This window comes from Streptomyces sp. NPDC093984 (assembly GCF_044764595.1).
Taxonomy (GTDB): Bacteria; Actinomycetota; Actinomycetes; order Streptomycetales; family Streptomycetaceae; genus Streptomyces; species Streptomyces cynarae.
The window spans coordinates 1-14,233 of record NZ_JBIWIM010000012.1 but is presented as its reverse complement, the minus strand read 5'-3'; the positions used below and the strand labels follow the sequence as shown (position 1 = coordinate 14,233).

Sequence of the window (14,233 nt, the reverse complement as noted above, 5' to 3'; positions counted from 1 at the left end):
CGCCGGCCGGGGCGGCCAGACCGATGGTGCACAGCGCCGCGGTAGCGGCAGCGGCGAGAAGCCGAGCTGTTCGCCGTCCACGTGTCGCAGGTGCCCTACGTGTCCTACTTGTTCCTCTTGGTCCGCGCATGATGTCCCTTTCGTGCTCGGTACCGGCCGATCGTTGTTCGGCAATGCCGACCGCAACCGGAATAGTTACCTCCGAGTAGGCGAGGGTCAAGAATCCGGACAGTGGCTGAAACCCATCTGTTACCCGGCTCGACCGGACAGCGGGACCGGACAGCACGAAGGGCCCGGACGCGATGTCCGGGCCCTTCGGAGGGAGGTCCTGCTACGCCTGCTTGGCCGTGGCCCACTTCCGCTGCGCGGCGAGGTCCGCCTTCACCTCGGCGAGCTGCACGGCGACCGCCTCGGGGGCCGTACCGCCGCGGCCGTTGCGGGAGGCGAGGGCGCCGGGGACGTTGAGGACGGAGCGCACCTCGGGGGTGAGGTGGGCGCTGATCTTCGCGAACTGCTCGTCCGTGAGTTCGTCCAGCTCCTTGCCCTCGGCCTCGGCGACCTTCACGCACTCACCGGCCACCTCGTGCGCCACCCGGAACGGCACGCCCTGCTTGACCAGCCACTCGGCGATGTCGGTGGCGAGCGAGAACCCTGCCGGGGCCAGCTCCTCCATGCGCTCGCGGTGCACGGTGAGCGTGGCCATCATGCCGGTGAAGGCCGGGAGCAGGACCTCCAGCTGGTCGATGGAGTCGAAGACCGGCTCCTTGTCCTCCTGGAGGTCGCGGTTGTACGCGAGCGGGAGGGCCTTGAGGGTCGCCAGCAGGCCCGTCAGGTTGCCGATCAGGCGGCCGGACTTGCCGCGGGCCAGCTCGGCGATGTCCGGGTTCTTCTTCTGCGGCATGATCGACGAGCCGGTGGAGAAGGCGTCGTGGAGCGTGACGAAGGAGAACTCCTTCGTGTTCCAGATGATGACCTCCTCGGCGATCCGGGAGAGGTTCACGCCGATCATCGCGGCGATGAAGGCGAACTCGGCGACGAAGTCACGGGAGGCCGTGCCGTCGATGGAGTTGGCCACACTGCCGTGTTCGAAGCCCAGGTCCTCGGCGACCGCCTCCGGGTCCAGGCCGAGGGAGGATCCGGCCAGGGCACCGGAGCCGTACGGCGACACCGCCGTCCGCTCGTCCCACTGGCGCAGCCGCTCGGCGTCCCGGGACAGCGACTGGACGTGGGCGAGCACGTGGTGCGCGAAGAGCACCGGCTGGGCGTGCTGGAGGTGGGTGCGGCCGGGCATCGCCACGTCCGGGTGGGCCTCCGCCAGGCCGATCAGGGCGTCCTGGAGGTCGGCGATCAGACCGCCGATGATCCGGCCGTGGTCGCGCAGGTACATACGGAACAGCGTGGCGACCTGGTCGTTGCGGGAGCGGCCCGCGCGCAGCTTGCCGCCCAGCTCGGGACCGAGGCGCTCCAGCAGACCCCGCTCCAGGGCCGTGTGGACGTCCTCGTCGGCGATCGTGCCGGTGAAGGAGCCGTCGGCGACGTCCGCCTCGAGCCGGTCGAGCCCCGCCAGCATCCGCGTCAGCTCGTCGTCCGTGAGGAGCCCCGCCTTGTGCAGCACGCGCGCGTGGGCCCGGGAGCCGGCGATGTCGTACGGCGCGAGCCGCCAGTCGAAGTGGACGGACGCGGACAGCTTCGCCAGGGCCTCGGCGGGGCCGTCGGCGAAACGGCCGCCCCAGAGCCGTACGTCACCGGTGTTGCTGCTCACTTGGGTCGCTCCTAGAGAGGGTGTCGGTGTGCCACCGCCTCCCCACGGCCGGTGAGGAGGCGGTCGTCGGGCCGGCGGGCCGGTCGGGCCGGATCCGCGTCAGGCTTCGCCTGCAAGATCACGCCGTGCCGCGATCTTCGACGACAGGCTGTAGATGTCGATGAAGCCCTTGGCCGCGGACTGGTCGAACGTGTCGCCCGTGTCGTAGGTCGCGAGGTTGAAGTCGTACAGCGACTCCTGTGACCGGCGGCCGGTGACGACCGCGCGACCGCCGTGCAGGGTCATCCGGATGTCGCCGGAGACATGCCGGCTGGCCTCGTCGATGAAACCGTCCAGGGCGCGCTTGAGCGGGGAGAACCACTGGCCGTCGTAGACCAGTTCGCCCCAGCGCTGCTCGACCTGGCGCTTGTAGCGGGCGAGTTCACGCTCGACGGTGACGTTCTCCAGCTCCTGGTGGGCGGTGATGAGCGCGATCGCGCCCGGAGCCTCGTACACCTCGCGGGACTTGATGCCCACGAGGCGGTCCTCGACCATGTCGATCCGGCCGATGCCCTGGGCTCCGGCGCGCTCGTTGAGCTGCTGGATGGCCTGCAGGACGGTGACGGGCCTGCCGTCGACGGCGACCGGGACGCCCTCCTTGAAGGTGATGATCACCTCGTCGGCCTCGCGCGGGGCGGCCGGGTCGGAGGTGTACTCGTAGATGTCCTCGATCGGGGCGTTCCAGATGTCCTCGAGGAAGCCCGTCTCGACGGCGCGGCCGAAGACGTTCTGGTCGATGGAGTACGGGGACTTCTTGGTGGTCGCGATGGGGAGGTTCTTCTCCTCGCAGAACGCGATGGCCTTGTCGCGGGTCATCGCGTAGTCCCGGACCGGGGCGATGCACTTCAGGTCCGGCGCGAGGGCGACGATGCCGGCCTCGAAGCGGACCTGGTCGTTGCCCTTGCCGGTGCAGCCGTGGGCGACCGTGGTGGCGCCGTGCTTCTTGGCGGCGGCGACGAGGTGTTTGACGATCGTCGGCCGGGACAGCGCGGAGACCAGCGGGTAGCGGTCCATGTAGAGGGCGTTGGCCTTGATCGCCGGGAGGCAGTACTCCTCGGCGAACTCGTCCTTGGCGTCCGCGACCTCGGCCTCCACGGCACCGCAGGCGAGCGCGCGCTTGCGGATGACGTCCAGGTCCTCGCCGCCCTGGCCGACGTCCACCGCGACGGCGATGACCTCGGCGCCCGTCTCCTCGGCGATCCAGCCGATGGCGACGGAGGTGTCCAGACCGCCCGAGTAGGCGAGTACGACGCGCTCGGTCACGGGGTTCTCCTCACACTGCGCTCACTGACATGCATGAGTATGCAGAACTCTGCATGATTCGTCAATGCGACGCGCTCGCGACCCGCCGTGCGACCCGTTCTTTGCGAATCCGTTGAACGGGAGCAATCGCTTTCCCGTATCTCTCGCCGAACGCAGGCGCCGCGTTTCACGGCAGTCAGGCAATCTCACGGCAGTCACGCCGTGACTGCCGTGTCCGTCACAGCAGTCACCCCGACCCGAGTGAGGCATCTTCATGTCCAGGGCTCTTCCGAAGTACAACAAGCGCCGCGTGGCGATCATCGGCGGCGCCGCCGCAGTGGCGCTCTCCGGCGCGGTCATCGCCGGTTCCGCCCTCGCCGGGGAGACGTCCAAGAGCAACGGCGCCCGGACCCTGGCGGCGGGGCCCGGCACGATCACCTGCCAGGACGTGAAGTCACAGCTCCCCGCGATCCCCGCATCCGCTCAGGCGGAGGTGGACCGCAACCTCCAGCTGCTCGACACCCAGATCGCCGAGGCCAACAAGCGCCTGGTGGACACCGTGGGCCAGGGCGGACCCAACTTCGTCAACAACGCGATCCTCGGTCCCCTCAAGGACAAGCGGGTGGCGACGATCAACCGCATCGCGACGGCGATCGGCCGCACCGCCGCCAAGCCGCAGGGACTGGACGCGCTGGCGCCGTGCACCCTCAACGCCGGCGGAGCCGCGAGCAGCGGCGGCACGAACACCGCCGCGCCGGGCGCGACGGCGACCCAGCAGGCCGGCGGGAAGAACAACAGCGGGAACGCGGGCAACGGGAACGCAGGCAACGCCGGCAAGGGGAACGCCGCCGGCGGCACCAGCGCCGCGGGCACCATCTCCTGCCCCGACGTCAAGTCGAAGCTGCCCGCGATCCCCGCATCCGCGCAGGCCGAGGTCGACCGCAACCTCCAGCTGCTCGACACCCAGATCACCGAGGCCGACAAGCGCCTCGCCTCCTCGGTGGGCCAGGGCGGGCCGAACTTCGTCCAGAACGCGATCCTCGGCCCGCTGGCGGACAAGCGGAAGTCCACCATCGACCGCATCGCCATCGCGATCGGCCGGACGTCCGCCAAGCCGCAGGGCCTGGACTCCCTGGCCGCCTGCACGCTCACCAAGTGACGTGACAGGCGTCGTGGCCGCCCCGCGCGCCGGCCGGGGCGGCCACGAGCGACCGGACGCAGCCCTTCGAGGGCGGTCCCCCGTCATTCCTGAATTCCTTAGACAGCCGAACGATACGGACCCGATACTCGGGAACATGGGAAAGACCTATGAGCGCATAGACGGCAGACTGCGCACGTTCATCGAGGCACAACCCGTGTTCTTCACCGCGACCGCTCCCCTGTCGGCCGACGGCACGGTCAACCTCTCCCCCAAGGGCCTCAAGGGCTCGTTCGCCGTGCTCGACGGACGCACCGTGGCGTATCTGGACTTCGCCGGAAGCAACGCCGAGACGATCGCGCACCTGCGCGAGAACGGCCGGATCACCCTCATGTGGTGCGCCTTCCAGGGCCCGCCGAACATCGTGCGCGTGCACGGCCGCGGCGAGCCGGTCTTCCGCGACGACCCCCGCTTCAAGGAACTGCTCGCGCGTTTCCCGGACATCGACCCCACCCTGCACGGTCTGCGCGCCGTCATCGTCGTGACGGCCGAGCTCATCCGGGACACCTGTGGCTACGCGGTGCCCTTCATGGCCTATGAAGAGGACCGCGACCTGCACGCCAAGCGTTTCGCGCGCGAGGACGACGCCTCCCTCGATGAGTACTTCCGGAGGAAAGAACACGTCCGAACGAGTCTGGACGGCCTGCCGGGACTGCCGTTGCCCCTGCCTCCGTCTACGTTCTGAGGCATGCGCCCCGGTGTCGTCGCCACTCTCGCCTCCGCCTCCCTCCTCCTGCTCGGTGCCGCACCTGACCCCGCCGAGGACGCCCCGCTGCCCGAGCGGATGGCGGACACCGGCGGCGGCACCCAGCTGATCACCGCGGAGGCCGCCACGACCGGCGCGACCTCGGGCACGGTCAGCTGGTGGGACCGCACCGGCGGGCGCTGGGTGAAGGCGGGCTCGGCACCCGCGCGCTTCGGGGCGAAGGGGCTCGTGGAGGGCGGCTCACGCCGCCAGGGCACCAGCACGACGCCGACGGGCCTGTACGACCTGCCGTTCGCGTTCGGCATCAAGGCCGCGCCCTCGGGTGCGCGGGCGCCCTACCGGCGGGTGCGTCAGGACACCTGGTGGTGCCAGGACAACGACTCGCTCTCGTACAACCGCTGGACGGAGCCCCTCCCGGCCGACTGCCGCGCCTCGGAGTCGGAACACCTGATCGCGTACGACCCGCAGTACGACTACGCCCTCGTCATCGGGTTCAACTACCGCCTGCCGGTGCGGGGCCGTGGCGCCGGAATCTTCCTGCACGTCAACGGCAAGGGGGCGACGGAGGGTTGTGTCTCGGTGCCGAAGGACGCGATGGAGCGGATCCTGACGTGGGCGGTTCCCGGGCGCCGGCCGCACATCGCGATCGGGACGGCAAGCGGGGAGACAGCGATCACTCGTTACTAGCGCGGACCGGGCCGCCGACAGGCAGGCGCACCGTGAACGTCGTCGCCCCCGGGCGGCTCTCCAGGCCCACGCTCCCCCCGTGCGCCTCGCTCACCGCCGCCACGATGGACAGGCCCAGCCCCGCTCCGCTGCCCCGGTGTTCCGGGCGGCGGCGGTGTTCGGCCCGGGTGAAGCGTTCGAAGACCCCCGGCTGGATCTCGGCGGGGACTCCCGGTCCGTCGTCGTGGACCGTGAGGACGGCTGCCGTGCCGTCCGTCTCCAGGGACACGGTCACCTTGGTGCCCACAGGTGTGTGCAAACGCGCGTTGGCCAACAGGTTCGCCAGCACCTGATGGAGGCGGTACGCGTCCCCCGTCACCGTCACCGGCTCCTCCGGCAGCTCCATCGTCCATCCGTGGCCGGGACCCGCGGCCCGCGCGTCCGTGACCGCGTCGAGGACCAGGCGGGTGAGGTCGACAGGGCGCCGCTCCAGGGGGCGGCCCGCGTCCAGGCGGGCCAGCAGCAGCAGATCGTCGACCATCTCGCCCATGCGCCCCGACTCCGCGGCGATCCGCTCCAGGGCGCGGGTCACCTCCGGCGGCACCGGACCCGGATGCAGCAGCGCCAGCTCGGCGTGCCCCCGGACCGAGGCGACCGGCGTGCGCAGCTCGTGGCTGGCGTCGGCGGCGAAGCTGCGCAGCCGCTCCTCGCTGGCGTGCCGCTTGGTGAGCGCGTCCTCGACATGGCCGAGCATGCGGTTGAAGGCGCCGGCGACCCGGCCCACCTCGCTGCGCGGGTCGCTCTCGGGGGCGCGCGGTGGCAACGCAACCTCGCCACTGGCGAGGGGGAGTTCGCTGACCCGGGTGGCGGTCGCGGCGACCCGGCTGAGCGGACGCAGGGACCATCGCACCCACAGGGCGCCCGCGACGCCGGTGACCGCGAGGGCAGCCCCGAAGACGACCGCGGCGACCAGTTCCAGGCGGTGCACCGCGGCGTCCACCGGCTCGAGCGGCAGTCCGGTGATCAGTACGTCACCGTCCATGCCGCCGCTCGCCACCAGCCGGTACTCACCGAGCGAGGACAGGCAGACGCTGTGGCCTTTGCCGTCCACGGGCACCGCGGCGAGCGTGCGCTCGTCCCCCGGGTTCAGCGGGGCGCTGAGATCGGTGCTGTCGCTGCCGGGGTGCACCAGCCCCACGTTGGTGACCCTGCCCCCGACCAGCCGGGCGCCGAAGGTCCCGGAGGACTGTTTGCGGGTGTCGGCGTGCTCGTCGCCGTCGTGGTCCGACGGTTTGACGCCGTGCTCCAGGCTCGCCGCGAACCGCGGGCCGACGTCCCGCAGCTGCTGGTCCAGCCGACCGGTGAGGAAACCGTTCAGCTCGACCACTGCGGCCACCCCGACGGCGGCGCAGCTGAGCGCCAGCAGCAGGACGAGCCCGGCGGTGAGCCGGGCCCGCAGGGTGCGCGGCCGGGGCAGGCGCCGTGCCGCTTCGCGCAGCCGGGCCCTCACCGGACCACCGGCTTCAGCACGTACCCGGCGCCGCGCACGGTGTGGATCATGGGCTCGCGGCCCGCGTCCACCTTCTTGCGCAGGTAGGAGATGTACAGCTCGACGACGTGGGCCTGGCCGCCGAAGTCGTAGCACCAGACCCGGTCGAGGATCTGGGCCTTGCTGAGGACGCGCCGCGGGTTGCGCATCAGGAAGCGCAGCAGCTCGAACTCGGTCGGTGACAGCTCGATCAGCTCGCCGGCCCGGGTGACCTCGCGGGCCTCTTCGTCCATGACCAGGTCGCCGACGGTCAGCCGGGGCCCGTCCTCCAGCTGCCGGGCCATGCCGGCCCGGCGCAGCAGGCCACGCAGTCGCGCGACGACCTCCTCCAGGCTGAACGGCTTGGTCACGTAGTCGTCGCCGCCCGCCGTGATGCCGGCGATGCGGTCCTCGACGGCATCGCGGGCGGTGAGGAAGAGCACACAGACGTCCGGTTTCACCTGGTGCAGCTCGCGCAGCACGGCGAAGCCGTCGGTGTCGGGGAGCATCACGTCCAGGACGACGGCGTCGGGCATCAGGTCACGGGCCTCGGCGACGGCGGCGGCGCCGTCACCGGCGGTGCGCACCTCCCAGCCCTCGTAGCGCAGGGCCCCGGACAGCACCTCGGCGAGGTCGGGGTCGTCGTCGACGACGAGGACGCGCAGGGGCGTGCCGTCGGGGCGGGCGAGGGCGGGGCGACCGGAGCGGGGTGTGTTCATCGCGCTTACCAGGATCCACTCTGCCGGCGGCGGCCGAGGACGCGGGCCGCTCTGAGTTCCCTATGAGTGCCCGGGTCGCCCCCGGGGCGACTTCCCTGACCAGGGCGCTTCTCCGCCGCCGTCTTCAGCGCAGGCTCAGACTCCTCAGAGCCGCCTCAGAAGTTCCGCCTGCACAGTTGCGGCGTCGAAACGCCCGAAAGGAACAGATCATGACCACGGTCCACCAGCAGCAGGCGCCACCTTTGTCGCCGGTCGTCCGGCGCTCCCCGGCGGCCCCCCTGCTGGCCCTGCTGTGGGCCGGGGCCGCCGCCGTGGTCGCCCTGTGGTGGCAGAGCACCGGCTCGGTGGTGGGCACGGCGGGCTGGCTGACCGGGGCCGGGCGGATCGCGGGGCTGCTGTGCGGGTACTCCTGCGCGGTGCTCGTGGGCCTGATGGCCCGGGTGCCGCTTCTCGAGCGGCGGATCGGCTCGGACCGGGTGGCGCGCTGGCACGCCATGGCCGGGCGGTACACGGTCTGTCTGCTCGTCGCGCACATCGTGCTGATCCTGACCGGGTACGCCGCCCAGGACCGGGCCTCGCTCGTGCACGAGACGGTCACGGTGGTCCTGGACTACCCGGAGATGCTGAAGGCCACCATCGGCACGATCATCCTGTTCGCCGTCGGGATCACCTCGGCGCGGGCCGTGCGCCGCAAGGTCGGCCATGAGTTCTGGTACTACGTGCACCTGCTGACGTATGCGGCGGTGTTCCTCGCCTTCGGTCATCAGCTGGCGCTGGGCGCCGAGTTCACCGGGAACTCGGTCGCGCAGGCCGCCTGGTACGCGCTGTACCTGGGCGTCGCGGCCCTGGTGGTGTGGTTCCGGCTCCTCACCCCGGTCCGGCTGAACCTGCGGCACCGGCTGCGGGTGGAGTCGGTGCACCAGGAGGCGCCGGGCGTGTGGTCCGTCGTCATGCGCGGCCGGCACCTGGACGAACTGGGCGCCGAGCCGGGGCAGTTCTTCCGCTGGCGGTTCCTCACGGACGGGCTGCGCTGGACGTCCACGCCGTACTCGCTGTCGGCGCCGCCCCGCCGCACCCAGCTGCGTATCACCGTCAAGGCGCTCGGGGACCACAGCACCTCGGTGGCCCTGCTGCGGCCGGGCACCCGGGTGTGGGCGGAGGGCCCGTACGGGTCGCTGACCGCCGACCGGCAGACCACCGGCAGGTCCCTGCTGATCGCGGGCGGCGTCGGGGTCACCCCGCTGCGCGCCCTGTTCGAGACGCTGCCGGGTGAGGTGACGCTGCTGTACCGGGCGCGCTCGGCGGAGGACCTGGCGCTCGGCGGTGAGCTGGAGTCCATAGCCCGGTGGCGCGGCGCCAAGGTGCTGTACGCCCTCAACGGTGCGGACGGCTCGCGGCCCCGCCTCACCCCCGGCGCGCTGCACGGCGCGGTGCCCGAGCTCGCCGACCACGACGTGTATCTGTGCGGCCCGCCCGGGTTCGCGGAGGACATGTACGAGGCGCTGCGGGCGGCCGGGGTCCCCGACCGCCGTATCCACCACGAGTCGTTCGAGCTGTGAGGCCGTCATGCACACGTTGAAGAGGAAGAGCCCGCTGCGCCGGATCGTGCTGGCGAGCGCCGCGACCGTCTCCGGGATGGTGCTGCTGCTGTCGATGAAGCCGCACTCGTCGCCCGGCATCGCCGTGGCCGCGCCCGCGCCGTCGAGCAGTGCGGGCGTGTCGAGCGGGTCGAGCGGATCGAGCGGGTCCGGTGGGTCCAGCGGATCGACCGGTTCCAGTGGATCCACCGGTTCCAGTGGCTCGGGCGGTACGAGCGGATCCGCCGGATCCACCGGCACAAAGACCGTCACGGGAGAAGAGGCCCAGACCCGCTACGGCCCCGTCCAGGTGCGGATCACGGTGAAGAACGGCAAGCTCACCGACGTCACCGCCGTGGAATACCCCCGGGACAACCCGAGGGACCAGGAGATCAACAGCTACGCCGTGCCGCAGTTGAACCGGGAGGCGCTGGCGGCGCAGAGCGCGAACATCGACGTGGTCTCCGGTGCCACTTACACGAGCCAGGGTTACCAGCAGTCACTCCAGTCGGCGCTGGACTCCGTGAAGGGTTGAACGCACGGCGCCTCCGCTGCGTACCTCTGGGCCAAGGGGGCCACTGGCCTCACCCGTCCCATGGAGGAACACGGAGGAGACCGTGTCCACGATCGCCGGTGGCCGCGCCGCGCGGCGCCAGACGATGCGCGCCATCCGCCCACGCCGCTCCCCCGCCGTCCCGCTGCTGCTCGCCGTCTGGGCGGGCGCGGCGGGCGTCATCTGGCTGTGGTGGATGAACACGCCGTCCATCGCCGACAACAACAGCAGAATCCTCAACGCGGGGCGGATCACCGGCCTGCTCGCCGGCTATCTGATGGCCCTCGTGGTGCTGCAGATGGCCCGGGTGCCCGCGCTGGAGCGCCGGGTCGGCTCCGACCGGGTCGCCCGCTGGCACGCCATGACCGGCCGGTACACCATCTGCCTGGTCCTCGCCCACCTGTTCCTGACCATGTGGGGCTACGCCCTGCAGAGCGGCAAGGGGCTCGGTGGGATCGTCCAGCAGACCATCGACTCGATCGACCAGCTGCCGGACGTGGGCAAGGCCGCCATCGGCACGGGCCTGCTGGTCCTCATCGGCCTGCTCTCGGTCGGACCGGTCCGGCGCAGGATCTCCTACGACCTCTGGTACCACGTCCATCTGCTCACCTACGCGGCCACGTACCTGTCGTTCTGGCACCAGCTGTCGACGGGCAACGAGTTCGCCGTGCAGCCGGAGGCGAAGACCGCCTGGTACGCGCTGTACGGGTCGGTGACCGCGCTGGTGATCTGGTACCGGATCCTCGCGCCGATCCGGCTCAACCTGCGGCACCGGCTGCGGGTGGAGGCGGTCGTCGAGGAGACGCCCGGAGTGGTGTCGGTGCTGATGACCGGGCGGAAGCTGCACCGGATGGGTGCGGAGGCCGGGCAGTTCTTCCGCTGGCGGTTCCTCGCGCCCGGGATGCGGTTCAGCTCGCACCCGTACTCGCTGTCGGCGGCGCCCCGCCCGAACATGCTCCGGATCACGGTGAAGGCGATCGGTGACCACAGCTCCGCGCTGCGGGACCTCGAGCCCGGGACGCGGGTGTGGGCGGAGGGCCCGTACGGAGCGCTGACCGCCGACCGGCGCAGCCGGGGCAAGGTGCTGCTGGTGGCCGGCGGTGTCGGCATCACGCCGATGCGGGCCCTGTTCGAGACGCTGCCGGGCGCCCCCGGCGACATCACGCTCCTCTACCGCGCCAACACCACCCAGGACCTGGCCCTGTGGGACGAGCTGGCGCAGATCGCGGAGGAGCGCGGCGCCCGGCTGATGTACGCGGTCAACAGCCCGGACGGGGAGCGTCCCGACATCTCGGCGGAAACCCTGAGCCGGAAGCTGCCGGACATCGACCGCCACGACGTCTTCATGTGCGGGCCGCCCGGCTTCGCGCAGCAGGTGTACGAAGCACTGCGCGGCGCGGGGGTCCCCGCCCGCCGCATCCATCACGAGTCGTTCGAGATGTGAGCGACGGGAAACCAGGAGCCTGGAAGAAGATGAGGAAGAGCCACCCCGTACGGCGTGTCGTGCTCGCCACCGCCGCCACCGTGTCCGGGATCGTGCTGCTGCTGTCCCTGAAGCCGGCCTCGGGTCCCGCCTCGGCCCAGGCGGCGGGCGGTGCCGCACCGCAGCAGACCGCCGCCGCCCAGGAGTCGCCGCAGGGCGGCAGTGGACAGCAGACCGGCACCCGGACCGTCACCGGTGAGGTGGCCAAGACGCAGTACGGCCCGGTCCAGGTGCGCCTGACCGTGAGCGGCGGGAAGATCACCAAGGCCGAGGCGGTGCAGGCACCCAAGGGCGGGCTCAGCGACCAGAAGACCGCCATGGCCGTCCCCAAACTCAACCAGGAGGCGGTCGCCGCGCAGAGCGCGCAGATCGACGCGGTCTCCGGCGCCACGTACACGAGCGGGGGGTACAAGCAGTCCCTGCAGTCGGCGCTCGACAAGGCGAAGGCCACCTCCGGCGGCGCGGCCTCGTCCGGGTCCGCGGGCGGCTCCGGGGCGTCGGGGTCGTCAGGGGCTGCGGGGTCCTCGGGGGCGGCGGCCCAGGCGCGTACGGTCACCGGTAACGTGGCGCAGACCCAGTACGGCCCCGTCCAGGTCCGCGTGACCGTGAGCGGCGGAAAGATCACCAGGGCCGAGGCGGTGCAGGCGCCCAAGGGCGGGCTCAGCGACCAGAAGACCGCCATGGCCGTGCCCAAGCTCAACCAGGAGGCGGTGAGCGCACAGAGTGCGAACATCGATGCGGTCTCCGGCGCGACCTATACCAGCACCGGATACAAGCAGTCCCTGCAGTCGGCCCTGGACAAGGCCGGTGGCTGAGTGGCGGACCAGGTGACCGACCCCGAGGCACCGCCCGTGCTGCGCCACGCGGAGGAGGTGATGGGCACCGTCTTCTCCTTCGACGTGCGCGGCGGCGAACCCGAGGCGGTACAGACCGCGTTGGAGGAGGCGATCGCCCATCTCCACCGGGTGGACGAGGTGTTCAGCCCCTACCGGAAGGACAGCCAGATATCGCGGCTCGCCCGCGGTGAGGTGAGTGCGCAGGACTGTGACCCGGAGGTCGCCGAGGTGCTCGCCCTGGGCGCGCAGGCGGAACGGGTCAGCGACGGCTGGTTCAGCACCCGGTTCGCGGGCCGGATCGATCCGACCGGGATCGTGAAGGGCTGGGCGGTGGAGCGCGCGGCCCGGCGTCTGGCGGCGGCCGGGGCGAGCGGGGTGAGCGTCAACGGCGGCGGGGACGTGCAGATGTACGGCATGCCGGAACCGCACCGGCCCTGGCGGGTCGGCGTGTCGGATCCGCTGCGGCCCGGCGGGCTGGCGGCGGTGGTGTCCGCGGCCGGCGCGGAGGAGCTCGCCGTGGCCACCTCGGGTACCGCGGAGCGCGGCGCGCACATCGTGGACCCGCGCACGGGGCGCTCCGCGGTGACCGACCTGGTGGCGGTGACGGTGGTGGGCCCCAGCCTGACTTGGGCGGATGCCTGGGCCACGGCGGCGTTCGCGATGGGGTCGCGGGCGGGGCTGGCCTGGCTGGAGTCCCTGCCGGACGTGGAGGCGCTGCTGATCACCGCCGGGGACGAGGTGCGGTGCACCGGGGGGCTCGCCGCCCGACTGGGGTGAGCGTCGGCCCCGTGGCGCCTGGCGCTGCGGCTGAGCGGCGGTGGTTCGCTCACCGCGGGTTTCGTTCACGAGTGACAGCAGCGGTCACCGTGGCAGCGGAAGGCAGCCTCAGAACGGCGAGACCGGTTGTTCATCAGCGCGGGAGGCGGCTCCGGTCCGTACGGGGCGCGGTCGCCTAGTGATCCGGTCTTGAGGTCTTTGGTCGCCTCGTGAGTCGTGTTCTGTTTCAGATCATGGGATGTGCCTGACGCGGCACGTCCTGGCGCGCTGTTCTGTGGGCATGGGCGATACCAGGCTGGAGCCGCTGGTGTTATCGGAGGCTGAGCGGCTGACGTTGCAGAACTGGGCCAAGCGGCGGTCCACGGCCCAAGGTCTGGCGAAACGGGCGCGGATCGTGCTCGCCTGCGCTGCGGGCGGGAACAACACGGCCGTTGCCGCGCGGCTGGGGATGGACCGCAAGACGGTGGCGCGGTGGCGCACCAGGTTCCTGAGAGACCGGCTGGACGGCTTGTCCGACGAACCGCGTCCGGGGGTGCCGCGCACCATCACCGATGCCCAGGTGGAGGAGGTGGTGGTGCGCACCCTTGGAGAGGTCCCCGAGGGTGCCACGCACTGGTCGAAGCGGGAGCTGGCCCGGCGGGTGGGGATCTCACCGACGAGCGTGCTGCGGATCTGGCGGGCCTTCGGCCTGCAGCCCTGGCGCGCGCAGGACTTCAAGATCTCTCCCGACCCGCTGCTGATCGACAAGATCCGCGACGTGGTCGGGCTGTATCTCGCCCCGCCGGCGAACGCCGCGGTCTTCGCGGTGGATGAGAAACCGCAGATCCAGGCCCTGGAGCGCACTGCTCCGGTGCTGCCGATGGTGCCCGGCACCCCTGAGCGCCGCAGCTTCGACTACGTCCGGCACGGCACCGTGGACCTCTTCGCCGCCCTGAACACCGCAACCGGCAAGGTGATCGGGAAGTTGTCCGCGCAGCACCGGGCAGTCGATTTTCGTGACTTCCTCGACCAGATCGACCGCCAGACCGATCCCGGCCTGGCGGTCCACGTGATCTGCGACAACTGTGAGGATCATGGTGTGTCGCAGGGGGCCGGAGCCTGACCCGTGCGACAACTGGCCGCAGCTGCCTTGGAGTGGAACTGTCGG

The 14,233-nt window shown here is 71.3% G+C and carries 13 protein-coding genes; 9 read left to right on the top strand and 4 right to left on the bottom strand.

Going from position 1 to position 14,233, the window contains the following annotated elements; all coding sequences use genetic code 11:
* Positions 1–331 precede the first annotated feature (331 nt).
* A complete protein-coding gene (gene argH, locus ACIRC0_RS31890; RefSeq protein ID WP_403623074.1) occupies positions 332–1,762 on the bottom strand; it encodes an argininosuccinate lyase in 1,431 nt (476 codons plus the stop codon).
* 99 nt (positions 1,763–1,861) lie between these two features.
* Positions 1,862–3,064: an argininosuccinate synthase gene (locus ACIRC0_RS31885; RefSeq protein ID WP_403623071.1), complete on the bottom strand. Its 1,203-nt coding sequence runs from the start codon at positions 3,062–3,064 to the stop codon at positions 1,862–1,864.
* A gap of 253 nt (positions 3,065–3,317) precedes the next feature.
* On the opposite strand from ACIRC0_RS31885, the gene ACIRC0_RS31880 reads away from it, so the two are divergent.
* From ACIRC0_RS31880 to ACIRC0_RS31870, 3 genes are all read left to right on the top strand, one after another.
* A complete protein-coding gene (locus tag ACIRC0_RS31880) occupies positions 3,318–4,202 on the top strand; it encodes a hypothetical protein (RefSeq protein ID WP_403623067.1) in 885 nt (294 codons plus the stop codon).
* 136 nt (positions 4,203–4,338) lie between these two features.
* Positions 4,339–4,926 carry a pyridoxamine 5'-phosphate oxidase family protein gene (locus ACIRC0_RS31875; RefSeq protein WP_403623064.1) on the top strand — a complete coding sequence of 196 codons (588 nt, stop codon included), beginning with the start codon at positions 4,339–4,341 and terminating at the stop codon, positions 4,924–4,926.
* Between the two features lie 3 nt (positions 4,927–4,929).
* Complete coding sequence (locus ACIRC0_RS31870; RefSeq protein WP_403623062.1) at positions 4,930–5,634, top strand: L,D-transpeptidase; 705 nt, start codon at positions 4,930–4,932, stop codon at positions 5,632–5,634.
* Here the strand turns inward: ACIRC0_RS31870 and ACIRC0_RS31865 are convergent.
* Both ACIRC0_RS31865 and ACIRC0_RS31860 read right to left on the bottom strand, forming a co-directional pair.
* On the bottom strand, positions 5,621–7,123 hold the full coding sequence (locus ACIRC0_RS31865) for a sensor histidine kinase (protein ID WP_403623059.1): 1,503 nt from the start codon (positions 7,121–7,123) through the stop codon (positions 5,621–5,623). The genes ACIRC0_RS31870 and ACIRC0_RS31865 overlap by 14 nt on opposite strands.
* Positions 7,120–7,860: a response regulator transcription factor gene (locus tag ACIRC0_RS31860; RefSeq protein ID WP_403623056.1), complete on the bottom strand. Its 741-nt coding sequence runs from the start codon at positions 7,858–7,860 to the stop codon at positions 7,120–7,122. The genes ACIRC0_RS31865 and ACIRC0_RS31860 overlap by 4 nt, the downstream gene beginning before the upstream one ends.
* Before the next feature lie 209 nt (positions 7,861–8,069).
* On the opposite strand from ACIRC0_RS31860, the gene ACIRC0_RS31855 reads away from it, so the two are divergent.
* The 6 genes from ACIRC0_RS31855 to ACIRC0_RS31830 all read left to right on the top strand — a co-directional run bounded on the left by ACIRC0_RS31855 (position 8,070) and on the right by ACIRC0_RS31830 (position 14,188).
* A complete protein-coding gene (locus tag ACIRC0_RS31855; protein ID WP_403623053.1) occupies positions 8,070–9,419 on the top strand; it encodes a ferric reductase-like transmembrane domain-containing protein in 1,350 nt (449 codons plus the stop codon).
* Positions 9,420–9,426: 7 nt separating this feature from the next.
* A complete protein-coding gene (locus ACIRC0_RS31850; RefSeq protein WP_403623050.1) occupies positions 9,427–9,972 on the top strand; it encodes an FMN-binding protein in 546 nt (181 codons plus the stop codon).
* Between the two features lie 124 nt (positions 9,973–10,096).
* Positions 10,097–11,434, top strand: a complete 1,338-nt coding sequence (locus ACIRC0_RS31845) for a ferric reductase-like transmembrane domain-containing protein (RefSeq protein WP_403623541.1) — start codon at positions 10,097–10,099, stop codon at positions 11,432–11,434.
* Between the two features lie 29 nt (positions 11,435–11,463).
* The gene (locus ACIRC0_RS31840; protein ID WP_403623047.1) at positions 11,464–12,288 is read left to right on the top strand and encodes an FMN-binding protein; all 825 of its coding nucleotides are present in this window, start codon (positions 11,464–11,466) and stop codon (positions 12,286–12,288) included.
* Between the two features lie 60 nt (positions 12,289–12,348).
* Positions 12,349–13,086, top strand: a complete 738-nt coding sequence (locus ACIRC0_RS31835) for an FAD:protein FMN transferase (protein WP_403623538.1) — start codon at positions 12,349–12,351, stop codon at positions 13,084–13,086.
* 238 nt (positions 13,087–13,324) lie between these two features.
* Positions 13,325–14,188 carry an IS630 family transposase gene (locus ACIRC0_RS31830; protein WP_403623044.1) on the top strand — a complete coding sequence of 288 codons (864 nt, stop codon included), beginning with the start codon at positions 13,325–13,327 and terminating at the stop codon, positions 14,186–14,188.
* Positions 14,189–14,233 lie beyond the last annotated feature (45 nt).

Coding starts and splice junctions, on each gene's coding strand:
- ACIRC0_RS31860 (WP_403623056.1), bottom strand. CDS start 7,860: ATGAACACACCCCGCTCCGGTCGCCCCGCCCTCGCCCGCCCCGACGGC.
- ACIRC0_RS31870 (WP_403623062.1), top strand. CDS start 4,930: ATGCGCCCCGGTGTCGTCGCCACTCTCGCCTCCGCCTCCCTCCTCCTG.
- ACIRC0_RS31845 (WP_403623541.1), top strand. CDS start 10,097: ATGCGCGCCATCCGCCCACGCCGCTCCCCCGCCGTCCCGCTGCTGCTC.
- ACIRC0_RS31835 (WP_403623538.1), top strand. CDS start 12,349: ATGGGCACCGTCTTCTCCTTCGACGTGCGCGGCGGCGAACCCGAGGCG.
- ACIRC0_RS31855 (WP_403623053.1), top strand. CDS start 8,070: ATGACCACGGTCCACCAGCAGCAGGCGCCACCTTTGTCGCCGGTCGTC.
- ACIRC0_RS31875 (WP_403623064.1), top strand. CDS start 4,339: ATGGGAAAGACCTATGAGCGCATAGACGGCAGACTGCGCACGTTCATC.
- ACIRC0_RS31840 (WP_403623047.1), top strand. CDS start 11,464: ATGAGGAAGAGCCACCCCGTACGGCGTGTCGTGCTCGCCACCGCCGCC.
- ACIRC0_RS31850 (WP_403623050.1), top strand. CDS start 9,427: ATGCACACGTTGAAGAGGAAGAGCCCGCTGCGCCGGATCGTGCTGGCG.
- ACIRC0_RS31880 (WP_403623067.1), top strand. CDS start 3,318: ATGTCCAGGGCTCTTCCGAAGTACAACAAGCGCCGCGTGGCGATCATC.
- ACIRC0_RS31830 (WP_403623044.1), top strand. CDS start 13,325: ATGTGCCTGACGCGGCACGTCCTGGCGCGCTGTTCTGTGGGCATGGGC.